Here is a 20238-nt window from a genome sequence, read left to right on the forward strand (position 1 = left end):
TAACGACGTTGGCACCGCTGCACAACACAGCGGTGCTCGGGCATGGGGCGCTATGCCGTAGTGATGTTTTTCTGGGGGCCGAACCTCACCGCTCTGTAGTCGACAGGAACTGTCATATACACCGGGGTTTTGACGGTACCTATGTTTACTTCAACCAAATTACCCACGTCTTTTCTAAGCGTAAAATGATTATCAGCAGGCTTGTAGGCCTTATTGAACTTAATCTCCGCCAGTTCCAGAATATTTTCTTCGCGTTCACGTGGAAATTGCTTTTTAAGACCACGCAGTATCACGTCGAACTTTTCTTTCAGATCTTGTTGTCTCCACTCCGTGATAACCGGACCTTCAAAGCCTTTAACCGGTTTACCCGTTATTTTCTGCAGTTCGGCAGCGAATGAACGCTCGCCGCCGCTTGCGGAGAAGCAGACCACGGTACGGACATTGTCGAAATTGCGAATATCTACTCCCCGATCGAGGAGTTTTTGATTGATTTCAGCGGCAGAATATCTTGCCTGATTATCTCCGACGATTTTGATCGGTGCGCCCGCTGTATCGGGTTCTGGGGCGTGCCCCATAATATTGAGTCGGGGTTTCCCATCGTAGGTGTCCACAAATGTCTGGATCTCGCCATCGAGCGGCATGACTGCTTCCAAAGGCCCGCCCAGCCTTATTCTGCCAATTCGGTCGCTACCCTCAGGCACCACCCACTCCAGAGAGGGCCCCTCAGCCTCCAGGGTCGTGGGGTTGTAGGCGTATCGTTCGCCATCCTTACTGACCGTTGTGATCAAGATCCGCTCTCCGGTGTCGGGTCGAAGTACCGTGCGATCAGCGATTCCAGAGGCTTGGAGAACTTGGTTGCTGGCCGGAACACCAAGATGGCTGCCCTGCAAACGGCCCGTTGCACTGAGCGACTCAGACGTGCTGAGCGTGGTCATTTCCGTGAGCGCAATGCTCTCGGCTTCTTTCGTGCCGAATTTCTCGATGAACCCGGCAGAAATTTTGGCGGCGGCCCAGGATGCGCCGGATTTCGCCAAGGTCCACAGTTTGCCGGCACCCTCGGTGGCTGCGTAGATCGCAACATCAACAGCCAGGTCGAAGCCCGCCTTCAGGAATTGGCCGTGGTAAAGGTCTTCAATGCTGTTGGCTCCCGGCAGGGCATGCCAGATGGCCTTGAAGAAATCACTGGGCTGTGTGGCAGTTTCGAGGGAATTGCTCGCCCAATTGCGGTGCAGGTTTATAAACTGGGTTTTGTTCAGGTAGGTCGAGTCGACCATGACTTTTGCCAGCTTGGATAATCTCCCGTTCGCGTAGTGGGGGGAGAACTTGTCATGTTCACTGTGCGCCGGGAAGTTGACTGCCACTGGCCAGGGCTCATTGTTGTCATCCAGAAGACGCTGGTCAGCGGTGCTCAGTACGACCTCGGATTTCACTCCCTTTTTGGGGGCTGTACCATTTTTGAAGGCCTCGGCATCGATCTCAAGACTGACCGGTCTGCCGAGCGGTGTTGATGGGTCTATGTCGGCAATTCTTACGATCTGACCCTGTGCCGGATAAACTGCGAAATCTCTTCTGACGCCCTTGTACAAAGACGTTATGACCAAGCCGCTGCCGGCGCCTTCAACGTTTGTAAACTGTACATCGCCATAAAGCAGGCTCTTGTGTTCTTCCACTGGCAGCTTTCTAAGCATGTTTTCGAACAGCGTTACGGTGTGACGTCTGCGCAGGTTGAAGTCTTGTTTGATCGCTTCGTCGAATTGATCGTTGATAACGGGGAAATCGGGCTCGTTCGCTCTTTTACGCAGACGGTCGAAGTCCACATTATTCCCTTCTTGAAGCCAGCGTTCACCCAGTCTGCCTGCTTCATAGATTTCTGCGAGACTGTAGTGGCCGCCGCTGATGACCCCGAAGGCTTCGTTTTCCACCATGTAGCGACGTTCATAATCAATATCATCGCCGAACTCTTTCCTTAGCACTGCGAGCGTCAGGGCCCTTCTGTTCGGCGCATCGAACTGGCTCAACCAGTTTGTAGCTCCGGCGGTCGCCTTCATTTGAGCCTGAAGTTTTACCTGGCTTTCTTTGAGCTGTTCTAAGGTGTAGTCGTCCTTGTTGACGTCGTTATTAAGGGCCGCCCAATCCAGCAATGGGTTCATCTGCGCATAGCTCAGGATCTGCGCTTCCAATGCTGAAATAGGTTTGATGTTGTGGTAATTCATGACCTGCTGGTAAGTCATGTTTCGAGTGGCGCCGGGGGCGTTCCATTCAATCCGGTTCACTGCTGTCGTAAAGTTGACCCATTCCGGGGAGCCGAGTGTCACAACGTTTGGCACTTCTTTTACCAGCAGTTGTGGCGCCATGCCCGACATCATCAACTGCGCGATGACGGGTTTGAGGTTTGCCGGGATGGCTTTTTTGGCGGCCAGGTCATGGCTGAACTGGTCACGAATAAACTCGGCGCTGTGTCCTGAGTAGGCGGCGCCCATCAAGTCAATGCCTGCGACGGTTTTGTGTTGGGTGCCGGCTGTCGAGTCAATCTCCATGACTACGGCAGTCAATAACCATTCTTTCAGGCTGGTGGGTGTTGCAGCCCCCTTCATCTCGGTTTGCAGGTTGTTGGCGAGTTCAATTGCTTTGGTGCTGGAGAGAAGTTGATCCAACGCTTGGTCGGGATCGGTACTCAGGTGGTTAACGCCGCTGCTGAGAAAGCTCAGAAGGTTGTTATGCGTGCCAATCGACTCTCTTACGACCTTGTCCACCGCACTGCGTTGCTCAGCACTCAGCGGTATACCCTTGGACAGAAAGCCCCAGCGGTCACCTAAGTCAGGGGACTGTGGAACAGGCGTTTGTAGTGCCTTCAACAAATTCGCTTTTTCATCCGCTGAAGTTGGAGCGTACCAATTCTGGTCTGCGAGGTACTTACGAACTGTCGCTGGGCCTTTAGGCCGGTGAGATGAATCCGGGTCGACGAGGAAGTGCGTGGTGTCGTTATTATCGATATGCCCGTGCTTGAGCTGCTGGATAAGCATGTACCGGTCATTGCTGTTACCCAGCGCGGTCTTTTGTTGGCGCAACCGATCCAGGCTTTGCAACGGGTTTTCAGGTTGTTCGGGGAAGCTTTGTGTGCGGCCCATCTGCGCGGTGGTGTTGGCGAACGACAGACTGCTGTAGTCGTTATTCTCAATGCCGTAAAAATTCGATACGAGTTCATAAGGCGCGCGTCTGTCACTGCCATGGGACAGCATGAGTGGCCTGCCATTCGGCACGAGCGCCTGAGCGGCGTCTGCAACTGCGGTGAGTGCGTCGAAGTGCTCGGGGTATTTTTGTGCGAAGTCAGCAGCTGTGAAACGTTGATTTACACCATTGACCTTGCCGATCAGCGCCTTGTCCAGGGGGTCAAAATGCAGCGTCGCCAGTTCGACATTGTGTTGCCGTGCCCAGTCGGTGAGGCCACGCCCCTTCAGGGCTTTGCCCAGTTGGCTCCACCATTGGCCGAACAGGCTTTTGTCCGGTATCGGCTCGATCATTTTCGAGGGGGCCAGGCTCACACCGGTTGTCAGCTCGAGCATCGCGCGATGTACGCTGGCTGCCAGTTCGCTCTCGTTGCTCACCAACTCATCATCCGACGGTTCAACATTGTTCACGTTTTGGCTGGCTACGACGGCTGCCGCCAGGCTTTCAAGGGTTGAGCGTGGAGCGGGCGCTCCGACAAGTTGTTGCGTTACGGCGTTCTGACGTTCTTGCACCGCAGCAGAGCGGGCGTCGTCCACGCCTGGGTTGACCAAAGCCTTGAAACCGTTGTTGGTGACCAGCGCGACACTTCGCTCCAGAGCCGATACGCGCTGGCGTTGCTGCCAGTCGCTCTGTTGGGGCTCTGGTTGGGCAGGAACTGGTTCGTTGTAGAAAGCCATGACCTCATACAGCGAGGCAGAGGGTGGTGCGGGGTATTGAACAAAAGCATCCGATCCAGCTGCCATCTGTTGAACTGCCCCTTTTATCTCGTTCCAGGCATCACTCCAGCCCGAGAGATCGTTGGCGCTGAAGTCCCTGTCGACGCCGTTTACCTTGCCCGTCATATCGCCGGTAATGGGGTTGATACGAACACTGGTGCGGTCGACATTGTTTCCTTGCGCAAAGGTTGTGAAAGCGTTGCCGGCCAGCGCGTCCAGCAGGTTTTTGCGCACTTGGTTGAATGTCGAGTACTGCGGAATATCCTTGAGCATGACCGGCAAAGCAACGCTCTGGCCCTGGGCGTCAGGCAATAGATTCAGGAGTGCCTGGCTAACCTGCTGCGCCAGGGTTCGGTCGGCTTCTTTAACCTGTTGTGCCATGGCTGAAGGTGCGAACTGCGCCAAGCGTTGGCTCAGTTGGTCCGCCGGTAAGTCCACGATCCGCTGGCTGGCCTCTTTTTGTCGTTGTTTGACCGAGGCGTGCAGTGGGTCAGAGCTGCTCAGCGCCTTGAACGTACCGTCCTGGAACAGTTGCTTGATAATGGGTAGCACATGGTCATAGTCGAGTCGGTCCAGTTGCAATCCATAAAAATTGGCAACGTTCAACACGCTGGGACCACCATCGCGGATAAAAACCGGCATAGGATTTTCACCGCCGACTTTTTTGGCGGCGGCCAGGACCGCAGTCGAAGCCGCTGCCCACTCGGGGTCCTGGTGCAGGTAGTAATTAACGCGTCGATTATTTGCTGTTCCAGACAACCTTCCGTCGATGAAAAAACTCAGATGGGAGGTATCGAGTTTCCTGGCTTCGGCGAAGGACTTGAAGGGCTCCGAATTCACAGCGTCACGCAGTTCGGTCCAAGCCTGGCCGAACGTGGAGTCAAGCGGGGGGACGATCACCGGGTATTCGCCAGTCCTGACGCGGCCGGTGTGGGCATAAAGCTGATGACGGACCAAGTTATTGGCGACATCCAGCGCCAGTTGACGGTCGCCACTGTCGACCAACGCATCGGCAAATTTGCGCACTGTCACATTGCCAGGGGTGGGTGTCACTTCATTTTCATGGGACTGTCGGCTTAAACGGAACAGGAACGGTTGAGTGTTCGGTAGCCTGGGTAAAGGTCTTTCGAGTGTTTTCTGGATGGCGGGGGGCGCTTCAGGGTCTGCAGGTTGCAGGGAGGGATTCGATTCGGACCGAAGGATGGCGCTTGGCGTGTATGACGGCTGGAGTTGAATCATGGGATTACCCTTGTACCGGTCTGGCGAAAAAGTACCGCCCATCGTGGGAACGATGGGGGATGCTCTCGCTAAGTGGTCGAGGGGCTGGCGGGGTTCCAGCGCCTGAGGGTAATGACTGATTGATCTGTAATCGTTTATTTGGGCCAGCGTCAAGCCAGGTTCTGTTCGGTCAGCCTTTGGACGGCCAAGCGACGGTAGTGGGAAGGAGTCATGCCCTTTAACTGCTGAAAGCGCCGGTTGAAGTTGGAAATATTGTTGAAACCCGACTCAAAGCACACATCGGTCACGGCCTTGTCACCATCGGCCAGCAGCTCGCAGGACTTGCTGATGCGCAGCCGATTGACGAACTCGATGAAGGTGCGGCCGGTGGCTTGCTTGAATACACGAGAGAAGTAGGTGGGCTTCATTCCCAGGTATTCGGCCACTTCTTCCAGGGACAACTCCCGCGCGTAGTGGGCAAATATGTAGTCCACCGCGCGGTTGGTGCGGTCGATGCTGTGTTCGTCCGCCAGTTGCGGGGTGGTCACGCCGGAGAGCAGTTGGTAATCCTCGCAGGCACTGAGCACCTCCATCAGGATGAAGAAATGCCCCAGACGAGCCATGCCCTGGGCGTCTTCGATGCGCTGCATCAGGGTCATGGCTTGGGCGATGGTCTTCTTGCAACGAAATTCGATGCCGTACTGCGCCCGTTCCAGCAGCGGCGCCAGGGTCTTGAGTTCTGCAAAGATATGGCTGCCGCCGTCGAACAGCTCGTCGGTGAAGTTCACCAGCATGTCGCGCTTGGGCACCACTTCGTCCTCGGCCACCTGGCTGATCCAGTTGTGGGGCAGGTTGGGGCCGGTGAGGAACAGGCTTTCCGGGTAGAAGTTGCCGATGTAGTCGCCGATAAACACCTTGCCGGAGCTGGCAACGATCAGGTGCAGCTCGTATTCCTTGTGGAAATGCCAGCGCACCAACGGGCACGGGAAGCCGTGTTGGCGGTAGATGATGGACAGACCGTTGTGATCGTCCATCAGCTCGTAGGAGGGATCGGTGATTCTCGCTGCTCGGGTCATGCTGCAGTCGCTTTATTGTGGGGGCGCAAAAGGATAATGCCCCCTTGCGCGCCACCTCGCCAGCGTCTGTGTTTACAGGCTGCGGTTTTTCGCCTCGATCCACTGCGCCATGTATTGAGTACTTTTGTGCAGGTGGTGGCGCAGCATACTGCCGGTGAAGTTGTTGCGGCGGTGCTCGGCCAGCTCGCTGCGGCATTCCTCCAGGCGCGCCACCAGGGCCGGTCCGTGAAGGTCCTGAGCGTACCGGCGGGCGAGTAATTGCCGACCGTCTTCCTGGGCCTGGGTCCAGCGCTCCTGGTCCTGATACAACACAACCGCTTGCGCCGCCAGCGCACTGGCGCTGTGCTCGACTACGCCAGGCCACGGTTCACCCATGGCTTCGGCACCCACTGGTGTGGTGACGCTCGGTGTGCCACAGAGCATCGCGTCGGCCAGCTTGCCCTTGATCCCGGCACCAAACCGTAGCGGCGCGAGGCAGAGGCGCGCGGCAGTCATGACCTGCAACGCGTCTTCGGCCCAGTTCATCACATGGAAGCCTTGGGCCGGGTTGTGCAGGGCAGTGGCCTTGGGTGGCGTGTAGGCGCCATACACGTGGAGTTGAACACCCGGCAGTTGCTGGCGGATCAGCGGCCACACGCTGTTCTTCATCCACAACACCGCATCCCAGTTCGGCGCATGGCGAAAGTTGCCGATGCTCAGGAAGTGCGCCCGGTCTTCAAACGGCGCGAAGTCCTCGGTGGGCGGTATCACCATCAGCGGGCACCAGTGGAGCAGGGCGGCGGGCACCTTGAAGTGCTCGGTCAGCAACTGGATTTCCACATCGGAGATCATCAGGCTGATGTCGCAGCGGTAGATCGCGGCGACCTCGCGCTTGGCCAGGTCGGTATCGGCCATGTAAGCGAATTCGGCGGCCAGGTCCTGGCTGAACAAAGGGCTGAAGTCGTCAGCCTCGGGTTGCGTCTTCAGGAAGTCCTTGAGGCGCTGGTGCCGGGCATCCCGCAGGCTTTGCAGGTCCGAGCTTTCCAGCACACGAAGCGCATTCGGGCAGCATTTCTCTACGCGCCAGCCGAACTGTTCTTCCATCATGAAACGGTCGAACAGCACGATGTCCGGAGCAAGTTGCTGAATGAATTCGTCGAAACTGCTGTTATTCAGCTCGATCGCACATTCGCGAACGCCCAGGGCGGGCAAGTCGGCCTTGTGCTCACCCGAGGCGGCGGGGCTGCTGAAGGTAATGTCCCAACCCTGGGCCAGGAAACTCTCGAGAATCTGCATCATGTGCCCGCCGGCTGCCGAGGAGCGGGGCTCTGGCCAGACGTAACCAATGACCAGGACTTTGGTGGCGGGCTGATTCATCGACAACGGATTCCTTGAAGGGCTGGGCAAAACGCGCAATTAAACCACAGCCCTTCAAGTTACAGCGCAGTCAGCGGGATAAGTTGACCGGAGAAGGCAACGTCACCAGGTTGACGTAGCCATCCCAGAAGTTCTTCTGGTCCACGGCAAACACCACCTTGGCCTTCTGCGTGCCCACCGGCGCGCCTTTCTGGTAGCCCAGTGCCCGGCCGTAATCGGCGCCGAAGGTGGCGTCTACATCCACCCACAGTTCGCGGGATTCGGTGACGATCTCGGGGCTGACGAGAAACAGCGCCGGCAGGCTGTCCCAGGTGAAGCTGTGGTAGGCCGGGTCCTTGTCGAACAGCGGCCCGAACTCGTGTTTATACAGGTCGGCAATTGCGCCTTTGTGGGCAATCACCCGCTGGTACACCGAGTTGTCGAAGGTGACTTTCTCACAGACATCGTTGGGGAAAATCACGTGTTCGATGGGCGAGCGCAACACGATCTTCGCGGCCTCCGGGTCGAACCACCAGTTGAACTCCGCCGCCGGCGTGGTATTGCCCGGAATTTCCAGGGCGCCGCCCATGTACACGATGCGCTTGATCAACGGCACGATGTCCGGCGCCGAACGAATCGCCAGGGCAATGTTGGTCAGGGGGCCGACCGCCAGAATCGTCACTTCGTGGGGGTTGGCCCGCACGCTGTCGACGATGAACTGGACGGCGGTTTCCTTGCGCAGTTGGGTGTGAGTGGCCAGCCCGTCCGGCGGTGCTACCAGTTGGGATGCGCTGGTTGGACGCGGGTTCTTGAATGCGCCCGGCCAACCGGAACCGAACAGGGCTTTTTCCGCCGCATAGGTGGTGTAGTCATGCAGCAACGGGTAGGCGGCGCCGGAATAGACGCCGACTGCCTTTTCCACGCCCATGCGCTCCACGGCCTTGAGGGCGTCCACCTGTTCCTGGTCGACCCACGCGTTGCCGCTGACCAGGGTCATGCCCAGCAGGTCGATGCGTTTTTGCCCATGCAGCTGGGCGAGCATGATAAAGGCCTGGCCGTCATCGTTTAGCACGTTGAAGTCGGTGTCGAAGATGACCTTTTCTGCGGCCTGCGCCGTACCGGCACACAGGCCGACGGCGACAAGCAGGGCACAGCGCTTGATGAAACCTTGCATGGAGACTCACCCCGGGAATTGTTGTTATTAACGGTTCACCAGTTTCGCCGGCAAGGCGATGACCAGGAAGCTGCTGAGAATCAGGCAACCGGCGAAAAACCATAAGGCGCCTGCGCTGCTGCCGGTGACGTCGATTGCCACGCCCATCAACGAATTGCTCACCAGGCCCGCGATGTTCGCCAGTGAGCAGGCCAGGGCAAAACCGGTGGCCGCTGCGGTGCCTTTGAGAAAGGTCGCCGGCAGGCTGAAAAACACCGGCACCGCGCCAATGATCGCCGCCGAGGCAATCGCAAACAGTGCCACCGTGGCGACCACGTTATGGGTGAAGAAGGTGCTGGTGGCCATCGCCGCTGCGCCGATGAAAAACGGCACGATGATGTGCCAGCGGCGTTCGCGGTGTTTGTCGGAGCTGGCGCCGATCAGCAGCATGCCCAGCAGTGCGGCCACACTGGGCAACGCGGTGAGGATGCCGATGTGGAAGGTGTCGGTGATGCCCGCGTTGCGGATGAACGTCGGCATCCAGAAGCCCATGGCGTAGGCGCTGAGCAGGATCGAGAAGTCGATACCGCCGAGCATCCATACCTTGAGGTTGAAGAAACCGTCGCGGAAGCTGTGTTTGCTGTCGGCACCGTCGGCGTCGTCCTTGCGCAACTCGCTTTCCAGCAGGGTCTTTTCTTCCGGCGAGAGCCATTTGGCTTGCTGGAAGGAGTTGGGCAATGCCCAGAAGGTCCACACACCGAGCAATACGCTGGGCACTGCTTCGATCAGGAACAGCCACTGCCAGCCGCGCAGGCCGCCCATGTTGTCGAAGTGGCCCATGATCCAGCCGGACAGAGGGCCGCCGATCACGCTGGACAGCGGCAGGCCGATCATGAACAGGGCGATGATCCGCCCCCGGCGATGGGTGGGAAACCAGGTGGTCAGGTAATACAGCACGCCCGGCAGAAACCCGGCCTCGGCGGCGCCCAGCAGGAACCGCAGGATGTAGAACTGGGTGGTGGAGGTGACCAGCATGGTACAGGCCGAGAGCAGGCCCCAGGTGATCATGATGCGGGCGATCCAGATCTTCGCACCGACCTTTTCCAGGATCAGGTTGCTCGGGACTTCGAAGAGGATATAGCCGACAAAAAACAGCCCGGCGCCGAGGCCGAACGCGGTTTCGCTGAAGTGCAGCTGGTCGAGCATCTGCAGTTTGGCAAAGCCGATATTGATGCGGTCCAGGTAGGCTGCCAGGTAGCAGAAACACAGGAACGGGATCAGCTTCCAGGTGATCTTGTGGTAGAGCGTGTTGACCGGATCGGCGACCGTAGTCGCGGGCGCTGCATTCGCAATGGGCATTGGGGTGTCTCCTGGCGGTGACTTATGGTTTTTATACAGCCGCTTTTTTTTAGCACTTCGGAGTGCTGTGAAAGCGACGTCCAAAGGCAGTGACAGAAGACTGAGGTGGCCCTGTTGGAGGTGATCAAGTGTGGGAGCGGGCTTGCTCGCGAAAGCGGTGTGTCAGTGGCATGGACTACACCTGATACACCGCTTTCGCGAGCAAGCCCGCTCCCACATTCGCATTCCAGCGTGGGCGCTCAGTTTTTTCCGGACCACGCTCTTTGTCGTGGTTCCTGTTGACGCGTTACTGCTCCTTGAACTTGCTCATCGCCTCCTGCTTGCTCACCACGTCGCCGTACTTGCTGTCGATATCAAACAAGTTCGCTTCATGGGGCGCCGGGTGACGGTCGCCGACGCATTCGCGCACGACGATGGTACGAAAGCCATGTTGCACTGCATCGACGGCGGTGGCGCGGATGCAGCCGCTGGTGGAGCAGCCGGCGAGCACCACGGTGTCGATGCCTTGGGCGTGCAGCATCGGGGCCAGGCTGCTGCCGAAAAACGCGCTGGCGTATTGTTTGGTGATGACCACTTCATTGGCCAGGGGCAGGACTTCGGGGCAGAAGGCTGCCATAGGGTTGCCTTCGACCATGTCTTTCATCACCGGAGCCTTTTTGACCCAGATACCGCCATCGGCGAAATGGCCGGGATGGTAGCGGATATTGGTGTGCACCACGCTGATTCCGTGACGCCTGGCGCAGGCCAGCAGCTCGACGCTTTCGGCCACGGCGATGCGCACTTCGGGGGCAAACAGCGGGGCGCCTTCGGTGGTATAGCCCTGCATGAAGTCGATCATCAGCAGGGCGGATTTTTTGCCGAAGCCGATGCGGTTGCCCCAGACGCCCTGGTAGTTGGCGTCGGCGGATTGTTCGGTCATCTTTCAGTCCTCGGTAATGGACAGTGCACATACCCTGTGGCGAGGGAGCTTGCTCCCGCTGGACTGCGTAGCAGGCCTGTTTTTTGGGGGCGCTTCGCACCCCAGCGGGAGCAAGCTCCCTCGCCACAAAAGCATTTGTTAGTAGGCACCGGAGAGCAGGGCACCGGCGCCGGGGACGATGGGTTCCAGGTCCAGGGCCTTGAGCATGGCGTAGGTGGTGGCGATGGCGGCGGTGAGTACCGGCAGGCCGGTTTGCGCTTCGACCTTGGCCACCACCGGCAACGACTGCATCTGCACGCAGGCCGACAGCACGATCACGTCGACGCCTTCCAGGTTCATCCCGGCGACGATGGCCGGCAAATTGGCCGGGTCGTGGCGGGCTACTTCGAGGTTGTCGGGGATTTCCAGGGCGCGCCAGTCCACCACGTCAAAGCCTTCTTCGCGGATGTAGTTCACCACCAGTTCGGTCAGCGGTTTCATGTACGGCGCGACGATGGCGATACGCTTGGCGCCCATCACTTTCAGGCCTTCGATCAAGGCGCCGGCACTGGTGATCACCGGGGCGTTGGCGTCGTTGTCGGCGGTGGCCTTGCGCAGCCGTTGCTCGGAGTTACGGTGGTAACCCAACCCCATGGCCATGATCGCCACCAGGCAGGCGTAGCCCAGCACGTCGACCTTGGCGTCGGACAGCTCGATGGCGCAACGGTCGGACTCGCCGTCCATCGCCGCCAGTTCTTCCTTGCGCACTTGCTTCATGCGCATGCGGCTGGAGTGAAAGGTGAAACGTTCCGGGCGGATCGCCTGGCGCGCGTTGAGCATCGCCGGAATCTCGGTTTCCATGGTGGTGTTGGAACTCGGCACGATCTGGCCGATACGATAAGGCTTGAGCATGATGGTCTCCGTTATGCAGTCAGGGGCTGGCCGAGGAAGTCGCCGAAGGCAGCGAAAAAGCCTTCAAGGTCGTCCCAGGGGATCATGTGTCCTGCATTTGGCACATGGGCGACCTGCAGGCTCGGCTGTAGCTGCCGGACTTCCGCGACATCTTCGGGCTGAATAACACCGCCGCGTCCGGCAACAATCAACAGGGCAGGGGCCTGCAGGTGCGGCAGGTCCTGATGGAAGTCGACGGTGTGGAAGTCGTTGAAGGCGCGAACGATGGCCGGCTCGTAGCAGGTGTGCAGCCATTCGGCGCGCAGTTGCAGTTGCTCGTCGGTCCAGGTGGCGCAGAAGGCGCGCATTGCTTCAGCGTCCATGCCCACCAGCGACTGGCGGATCGAATCGACGTACCACGGCAGTTTGCTCGGGTACTCACGGCGACCGGGGCCGGACATCGGCGGGTCGATCAGCACCACACGGTTAACCCCTCGTGGATGACGCACCGAGCTGCGCACGGCAAACCGCGCGCCCATGGAGTGGCCTACCAGGTGATAGCTGTCGAGCTTGAGGGCGTCGGCAAAGGCGCCAATGTCATCGGCGCAGGTGTCGGCGCTGTAGTCCAGTTCCGGGCCGGAGGACGACAGGCCGCGACCGCGTACGTCCAGCACATAAGTGTCGAAATGCAGGCCCAGGCGATCCGCGACAAAACCCCAGGTAATCGCCGGGCTGGTGATGCCGGGAATCAGGATCAGCGCCGGGCCCTTGCCGCCATAACGCAGGTAATGCTGGCGAATGCCATTGGCCTGGACGTTACCGCCGTAGAGAAAGCTGCTCACGCGGCCACCCCCGATTTCAGCTGCTGGGCGTAGAGGTCATAGCCGTAGACCCAGTCCGGATCTTCCTGGGTGCGCAGCCAGGTGTTGGCGTTGGACACGGCCTGTACCCGGGACGCGCGCTCCTTGCGGTTGGCTTCATACAGTTCGAACGCGGTGCGGTAGTCGCCGGTGCCGGTTTCCTGCAGGCAACGGGTGAGCATCGCCGCGTCTTCGATGGCCATGCCGGCGCCCTGGGCCATGTGTGGCTTCATTGGGTGGCAGGCGTCCCCCAGCAATACCAGGCGGCCGCGGCTCCACAACGGCAGCGGATTGCGGTTGCGCAACGGCCATTTGGTCACGCTTTCGGTGGATTCGATCAGGGCCTGGACGGTGGGATGATAGCCCTTGAAGGCGTCGAACATCTCTTCGCGACTGCTGTCGACGAAGGCGCCCTGGAAGTCCCATTCCGGGTGCGGCACGCCGGTGACGTAGTAGTACTCGTCGCGCTTGCCGGTGGTGTAGTAGACCATCATGTGCCGGTCCTCGGTCCACCACTTGATGCAGTCTTCGAACTTCAGGTCGTACTTGGCCAACTGATCGCCACGGATCAGCGCACGGTGGGCGACCCAGCCGCTGTACAGCGGTTTTTCCGCGCCCAGCAGTTCTTCGCGAATACGCGAGTTGATGCCGTCGGCACCGATCACGATGTCGGCGTAGGTCACCTCGCCGTCGGCGAAGGTCAGGCGCACCTGGGTGTCGGTTTCTTCGAGGGTTTCCAGGCGCTTGTTGAAGTGCAGGGTGCCAGGTTTGAGGGTGGACATCTGCAGCGCGTGCAGGTCGCCGCGGTGCACGGTGATGTAGGACGCGCCGTAGCCGGTGAGAGGAATGCGGGACAGGTAGTCGCCGGTTTCACCGTGGCGGCTGAACCAGTGCTCGGGGTGAGAACCCATCAGGTCCAGCTGCTTTTCAATGCCCATGCGCCGGAAGATTTTCATGATGTTGGGGCCCATGTGGATCCCTGCACCCAGACGGGAAAACTCCGGCGCCTGCTCGTAGATGTCCACGTCAAACCCTGCCTGTTGTAGCAGGGTGGCAGCGGCGGCACCGCCAAGGCCGGCGCCGACGATTGCGATTTTTTGTGTGCTTCCCATGGGGCGTGGTCCTCTTTTTCGAATGATGGCCGGCGGCGTCAGTCCGCAAGGTTTTTAAAGTGTATACGCTCATTTTTTTAAATGAAAAGCCCGGGTTTGAAAAATTGTATTTTTGGCCATATCGATCCCCTGTAACCGATTTTCGCCATATAACATTGGGTTCGTGTGGATTGGTAACGTTTTGGCCTGGCGCTTGCAGTTCATCCTGAAATCAGTTCTTATCGTGGTTAATTGGCGTGTACGCTATAAAAACGCACTAGAGTGAAGCGCACTGCAAGATCTTGGTGCAGCAGCTGAGGAGACAGGAAATGCCGGTAAGTGATTGCGAACTGACCCAGATGTTTGAACACGTGTTGAAGCTGTCCAAGGTCGACCCGACCCAGAGCGTCGCCGTGCTCAAGAGCCATTACTCCGACCCACGCACCGTGCGCGCCGCGATGGATGCGGCGCAGCGCCTGGGGGCCAAGGTGTATGCGGTGGAGTTACCGTCGTTCAACCATCCCCGGGCGATGGGCAACGACATGACCGCCTACTGCGGCGACACCGCGCTGACCGGTAATATCGCGGCCCAGCGGGCGCTGGAAGCGGCGGACCTGATCGTCGACACCATGATGCTGTTGCACTCGCCGGAGCAGGAACAGATCCTCAAGACCGGCACCCGCATCCTGCTGGCGGTAGAACCCCCGGAAGTACTGGCGCGCATGCTGCCCACCGAGGAAGACAAGGTGCGCGTGCTGGCTGCTGAAGAATTGCTGAAAAAGGCCCGCTCGATCCACGTCAAATCCCGCGCCGGCAGTGATTTCCGCGCAGCGCTGGGGCAATACCCGTCCGTCACCGAATACGGCTTTGCCGACGAACCGGGACGCTGGGATCACTGGCCGAGTGGCTTCCTGTTCTCCTGGCCCAACGAAGAAACCGCAGAAGGCGTGCTGGTGCTGGATATCGGCGACATCCTGCTGCCGTTCAAGACCTACACCCGCGAGAAAATCACCCTGGAGATCGAGAAGGGCTTCATCACCAAAATCCATGGCGGTTTCGAAGCCGAATACCTGCGCGACTACATGAAATACTTCAACGACCCTGAGGTTTACGGCATCTCCCACATCGGCTGGGGCCTGCAGCCACGGGCACAATGGACCGCCATGGGCCTGCACGACAAGAACGACGGCATGTGCATGGACGCCCGGGCGTTCTACGGCAACTTCCTGTTCTCCACCGGGCCGAACACCGAAGTCGGCGGCACCCGCAAAACGCCGTGCCACATGGACATCCCGCTGCGCAATTGCGATGTCTACCTTGATGATGAGGCGGTCGTCATCGCCGGCGACGTCGTAGCCCCCAAGGCCTCCCTGGCCCCCTGACACCTCCACCTGTAGGAGCGAGCTTGCTCGCGAAAAACTCAAGGACACCGAGGGAAGCCAGACCCCCCGCGCCATCGTTGACGACCTTCGCGAGCAAGCTCGCTCCTACAGATGTAAGATGCCACCCCATCAACCACCGCCTCCCCGAGCCCGCCGTGCCTGATTCCTACGTTTTCTCCGAGCAAGTCGGCCACCTGTTGCGCAAGGCCTACCAGCGCCACCTGGCGATCTTCCAGCAGAACGTCGGCGACTCCCAGCTCACCGCCGTGCAGTTCGTCACCCTGTGTGCCCTGCGCGATCACGGTGCAAGTTCGCTCACCGAACTGGTCAAGGCCACCGCCGTCGACCAGGCGACCATCCGCGGCATCGTCGAACGCCTCAAGGCCCGCGAACTGATCACCCTCGAACCCGATCCCCAGGACAAACGCAAAGTCGTGGTCAACCTGTCCGACTCCGGCGCCGCCCTGGTGCAGCAAACCGTGCCTTGCGCCGCCACCATCACCGAACTGACCCTGAGCAACCTCAACCCCGCCGAACGCGTGGCCGTACTCTTCCTGCTACGCAAAATGATCGACGACCCCCAACCGTAGCAGCTGTCGAGCCCCAGCGAGGCTGCGTCGGCCGCACCGCCGTTATCGAGCCAGGCACAAGACCGCGTCGGCCACACCGCCGTTATCGAGCCAGGCACAAGACCGCGTCGGCCACACCGCCGTTATCGAGCCAGGCACAAGACCGCGCCGCCCGCAACGCAGCCTCGCTGGGGCTCGACAGCTGCTACGGCGGATATGTTATTTCTCCGATGGGCTGGCACCGTTTTTGCTCTGCTTTGATGTAGTAACCACTTCACCATTCAAGTGTGTCGCGAGGCCCCAGGTACGCGACGCTTTTTTTTGATTGTTTGATGTAGTGGGCACTTCACCAAACCCAACGGGCGAAGCGAATGATCAGCCAGCACATCACGGTAACGCTTGAGGTCAACGGTCACACCACCGAAGTCAGCGCAATGGCCGACACCCCGCTGTTGCTGATCCTGCGCAATGACCTGCAACTCAACGGCCCCAAGTACGGTTGCGGCCTGGGGGAGTGCGGCGCCTGCACGGTGATCATCGACGGCGTGGCTGCACGCTCCTGCGTCTTCCCACTGTCGGGCGCCGTGGGCCGCGACATTGTCACCCTCGAAGGCCTCGGCACCCGCGAAACCCCGCACCCGGTGCAACAGGCCTTTATCGACGAGCAGGCCGCCCAGTGCGGCTACTGCCTCAACGGCATGATCATGACCGCCAAGGCGTTGCTCGACCGCAATCCCAACCCCAGCGAAGCCGAGGTGCGCAGCGAACTGTCGGGCAACCTCTGCCGCTGTGGCACCCATATCGAAATCCTCCGGGCGGTGCTGCGTGCCGCCCGCCAAATGCCTTGAACGTGGATCGATGACCATGACTGACACAATCCTTTCCCGTGACCAATGGCTGGCCAAGGCCGGCGTCCTGCTGATTGTCGACGATGTGCTGCCGCCTTCGGGGCCAGTGGCCAAGGGCGGTACGCCGACGATCAAGCCCAAGGAGCTGGGGCTGTTTATCGCGGTGAACGATGACGGGCTGGTGTACGCCTTCAACGGGCATGTGGACCTGGGCACCGGCATTCGCACCTCCCTGGCGCAGATCGTCGCCGAGGAACTGGACCTGACCATGGAGCAGGTGCGCATGGTGCTGGGCGACACCGAACGGGCGCCGAACCAGGGCGCGACCATCGCCAGCGCAACGTTGCAGATCTCCGCAATCCCGTTGCGCAATGCCGCCGCCGAGGCCCGGCGTTTCCTGCTGATGCGGGCGGCGCAACGTTGGTCGGTCGGTGCACAAAGCCTCACGGTCGACGCAGGCGTGATTACCGCCGAAGACGGACGCACCACCACCTATGGCGAACTGGTCATGGGCGAGCATGACGAATTGCGCATCAGCGGCGACGCACCGCTTAAAGCCATCGCTGATTACCGCCTGGTGGGCAAGGGCGCATCCCGGGTGGATATCCCCGGCAAAGCCACTGGCGAGCTGACCTACGTGCACGACATGCGCGTGCCGGACATGCTTCACGGTCGGGTGGTCCGCCCGCCGTACGCGGGGCTGGATTGCGGCGACTTTGTCGGCAACAGCCTGTTGAGCGTCGACGAATCATCCATTGCCCACATCCCGGGGATTGTTGCGGTGGTGGTGATCCGTGATTTTGTCGGTGTGGTCGCCTTGCGCGAAGAACAGGCGATCAAGGCCGCCCAGGAACTGCGGGTGCACTGGAAACACTGGAATAACCAACTGCCGGACATGAGCGACGTGGAGCAGGCGATTCGCGACAACCCACGGGTACGCCGCACCGTGCTCGACCAGGGCAACGTCGACGCAGCCCTGGCCGCCGCCAGCCAGCGCATGCCGCGCACCTACCTGTGGCCGTACCAGATGCACGGATCCATCGGCCCCTCCTGCGGCGTGGCGGATTATCAGCCCGGGGTCAGCCGGGTCTGGTCCGGCAGCCAGAACCCGCACCTGCTGCGGGCCGACCTGGCCTGGCTGCTGGAATGCGCGGAAGAATCCATCGAGGTGATCCGCATGGAGGCCGCCGGCTGCTACGGGCGCAATTGCGCCGATGACGTGTGCGCCGACGCCTTGCTGCTGTCCCGTGCCGTGGGCAAGCCGGTGCGGGTGCAACTGACCCGCGAACAGGAACACCTATGGGAGCCCAAGGGCACCGCGCAATTGATGGAGGTCGACGGCGGCCTGAACGCCGACGGCAGCATCGCTGCCTATGACTTTGAAACCAGCTACCCGTCCAACGGCGCGCCTACCCTGGCGCTGCTGCTGACCGGCCGGGTCGAGCCGGTGGCGGCGATGTTCGAGATGGGCGACCGCACCTCAATCCCGCCCTACGACATCGAGCACATGCGCGTCACCATCAACGACATGGCGCCGATCGTGCGCGCTTCGTGGATGCGCGGCGTGTCGGCGTTGCCCAACACCTTCGCCCATGAATCCTATATCGACGAACTGGCGTTCGCCGCCGGGGTCGACCCGGTGGAATACCGCCTGCGTTACCTGAAGGACGAGCGCGCCATCGACCTGGTGAAATCCACCGCCGAGCGGGCCAACTGGGCACCGCGCACCGCGCCGATGCAAACCGCCAACGAAGACCACCTGCTGCGGGGCCGGGGCTTTGCCTACGCGCGCTACATCCACAGCAAGTTCCCCGGTTTCGGCGCAGCGTGGGCGGCCTGGGTCGCGGATGTGGCCATCGACAAGCAGACCGGCGATGTCTCGGTAACCCGGGTGGTGATCGGGCATGACTCGGGGATGATGATCAACCCGGCGGGGGTGCAGCATCAGATCCACGGCAATGTGATCCAGTCCACCAGCCGCGTGCTCAAGGAGCGCGTGACCTTCGAAGAGTCCACCGTGGCGAGCAAGGAGTGGGGCGGTTATCCGATCCTGACCTTTCCTGAAGTGCCGCGTATCGACGTGCTGATGATGCCGCGCCAGGACCAGCCACCGATGGGCGCCGGTGAATCCGCCTCGGTGCCCAGCGCGGCGGCGATTGCCAACGCGATCTACGACGCCACCGGGATTCGTTTTCGCGAGCTGCCGATTACCCCCGAGCGCGTGCTGGCGGCGCTGAATGCAGGCACCTTGGGCGAGCCGGCGAAGTCCCCGGAAAAGCGCCGCAAATGGTTGTTCGGCTCATTGTTCGCCGCGTTTGGCGCGGTACTGGGCATGGCCGCCACCGCGTGGCCGTTTCACAGCGAAATCGCCCCGATTGCGCCGCCCAGCGCCGGCACCTGGTCCAAGGCCACCCTGGAGCGCGGGCGTTTGCTCGCGGCCGTGGGGGATTGCGCGGTGTGCCACACGGCGCCGGGTGGCGCCACCAATGCCGGCGGGCTGGCCATGCACACGCCGTTCGGCACGCTGTACAGCAGCAACATCACCCCGGATGAAAAGACCGGGATTGGCAGCTGGTCCTACCCTGCGTTCGAGCGGGCGATGCGCGACGGCATCGGCCGCGACGGGCGTAACCTGTACCCGGCGTTTCCCTATACCGCGTTTCGCAATATCAACGATGCGGACATGCAGGCGCTGTACGCCTACCTGATGTCCCAGGCGCCAGTGAGCCAGGCGCCGGTGCCGAATGCGATGAAGTTTCCGTTCAATATCCGGCCGTTGATGGCCGGCTGGAACGCGCTGTTTTTGCGCCGAGGGGGAATCAGCGTGCAACCCCAAAGAAGTGAGCAATGGAACCGCGGCGCCTATCTGGTCAACGGATTGGGGCACTGCGCGGCGTGCCATTCGCCGCGCAACCTGATGGGAGCGGAGAAGGGCGGTAAAGCATTCCTCGCGGGGGGCAGTGTGGATGGTTGGGAGGCGCCGGCGTTGAATGGCTTGTCCAAGGCGCCGGCGCCGTGGACCGAGGACCAATTGTTCACCTATCTGAGCACCGGTTATTCCGATGCCCACGGCGTCGCGACAGGGCCGATGGGGCCAGTGGTGACTGAGCTGGCCAAACTGCCCAAGGCCGATATCCGCGCGATGGCGGTGTACCTGGCTTCATTGAATGACAGCGGCGCCGCCGAGGCGCAGGTGGTGGCGGCTGCGACGGTGCCCAATGCCAATGGGCGGCGGGTATTCGAAGGTTCGTGCAAGGCCTGCCATGCCGATGGGCAGGGGCCGAAGTTGTTCGGGGTCAGCCCGTCACTGGCGACCAATACCAACGTACACAGCGATCAACCGGACAATCTGATCAAGGTGATTTTGCAAGGGATCAGCACCCCGGCGACCAAGGATCTGGGTTACATGCCGGGCTTCAAGGACAGCCTGTCGAATACCCAAGTGGCAGAGCTGGCCGCCTACCTACGCGGGCGCTTTGCACCCAATGCACCGCAATGGGACAGCTTGGAGCAAAAAGTCGCTCACCTGAGAGCCAACCCGGGCACCCATTGATTCACACGGTCAAAAATGTGGGAGCGGGCTTGCTCGCGAAAGCGGTTCGTCAGTCGCCAAA

13 protein-coding genes are annotated in these 20238 nt (G+C 60.4%); 4 read left to right on the top strand and 9 right to left on the bottom strand.

The genetic code is table 11. From position 1 onward, the window contains the following. Positions 1 to 50 precede the first annotated feature (50 nt). The 9 genes from NVB75_RS01175 to NVB75_RS01215 form a co-directional block, all read right to left on the bottom strand. A complete protein-coding gene (locus NVB75_RS01175; RefSeq protein WP_258345492.1) occupies positions 51 to 5183 on the bottom strand; it encodes a hypothetical protein in 5133 nt (1710 codons plus the stop codon). Between the two features lie 149 nt (positions 5184 to 5332). Then, entirely contained in the window at positions 5333 to 6238 is a 906-nt protein-coding gene (locus NVB75_RS01180; RefSeq protein ID WP_063029835.1) for an AraC family transcriptional regulator, read from the bottom strand. Positions 6239 to 6310: 72 nt separating this feature from the next. Beyond that, positions 6311 to 7594 carry a glycosyltransferase gene (locus NVB75_RS01185; protein WP_258345493.1) on the bottom strand — a complete coding sequence of 428 codons (1284 nt, stop codon included), beginning with the start codon at positions 7592 to 7594 and terminating at the stop codon, positions 6311 to 6313. A 70-nt stretch (positions 7595 to 7664) separates the two neighbouring features. Then, positions 7665 to 8747 (bottom strand): nucleoside hydrolase, encoded by a 1083-nt coding sequence (locus NVB75_RS01190; RefSeq protein WP_258345494.1) that lies wholly within the window; start codon positions 8745 to 8747, stop codon positions 7665 to 7667. A gap of 27 nt (positions 8748 to 8774) precedes the next feature. Then, the gene (locus NVB75_RS01195; RefSeq protein ID WP_258345495.1) at positions 8775 to 10085 is read right to left on the bottom strand and encodes an MFS transporter; all 1311 of its coding nucleotides are present in this window, start codon (positions 10083 to 10085) and stop codon (positions 8775 to 8777) included. Positions 10086 to 10371: 286 nt separating this feature from the next. Beyond that, positions 10372 to 11004: an N-carbamoylsarcosine amidohydrolase gene (locus tag NVB75_RS01200; protein WP_258345496.1), complete on the bottom strand. Its 633-nt coding sequence runs from the start codon at positions 11002 to 11004 to the stop codon at positions 10372 to 10374. Between the two features lie 138 nt (positions 11005 to 11142). Further along, a complete protein-coding gene (locus NVB75_RS01205; protein WP_088424308.1) occupies positions 11143 to 11895 on the bottom strand; it encodes an Asp/Glu racemase in 753 nt (250 codons plus the stop codon). An 11-nt stretch (positions 11896 to 11906) separates the two neighbouring features. After that, positions 11907 to 12716, bottom strand: coding sequence for an alpha/beta fold hydrolase (locus NVB75_RS01210; RefSeq protein ID WP_258345497.1), 810 nt, complete (start codon positions 12714 to 12716; stop codon positions 11907 to 11909). Further along, the gene (locus tag NVB75_RS01215) at positions 12713 to 13846 is read right to left on the bottom strand and encodes an FAD-dependent monooxygenase (RefSeq protein WP_258345498.1); all 1134 of its coding nucleotides are present in this window, start codon (positions 13844 to 13846) and stop codon (positions 12713 to 12715) included. Before NVB75_RS01215 ends, NVB75_RS01210 begins: the two co-directional genes overlap by 4 nt. Positions 13847 to 14154: 308 nt before the next feature. Between NVB75_RS01215 and NVB75_RS01220 the strand changes: the two genes are divergently transcribed. From NVB75_RS01220 to NVB75_RS01235, 4 genes are all read left to right on the top strand, one after another. Beyond that, positions 14155 to 15207: a 2,5-dihydroxypyridine 5,6-dioxygenase gene (locus NVB75_RS01220; protein ID WP_258345499.1), complete on the top strand. Its 1053-nt coding sequence runs from the start codon at positions 14155 to 14157 to the stop codon at positions 15205 to 15207. Between the two features lie 155 nt (positions 15208 to 15362). Continuing rightward, positions 15363 to 15797 carry a MarR family winged helix-turn-helix transcriptional regulator gene (locus NVB75_RS01225; protein ID WP_258345501.1) on the top strand — a complete coding sequence of 145 codons (435 nt, stop codon included), beginning with the start codon at positions 15363 to 15365 and terminating at the stop codon, positions 15795 to 15797. Between the two features lie 350 nt (positions 15798 to 16147). Further along, on the top strand, positions 16148 to 16624 hold the full coding sequence (locus NVB75_RS01230; protein ID WP_258345503.1) for a (2Fe-2S)-binding protein: 477 nt from the start codon (positions 16148 to 16150) through the stop codon (positions 16622 to 16624). Between the two features lie 16 nt (positions 16625 to 16640). Continuing rightward, the gene (locus NVB75_RS01235) at positions 16641 to 20177 is read left to right on the top strand and encodes a molybdopterin-dependent oxidoreductase (protein WP_258345504.1); all 3537 of its coding nucleotides are present in this window, start codon (positions 16641 to 16643) and stop codon (positions 20175 to 20177) included. Positions 20178 to 20238: the final 61 nt, after the last annotated feature.

The sequence above is a fragment of the Pseudomonas sp. CBS genome (assembly GCF_024734645.1).
Lineage (GTDB): Bacteria > Pseudomonadota > Gammaproteobacteria > Pseudomonadales > Pseudomonadaceae > Aquipseudomonas.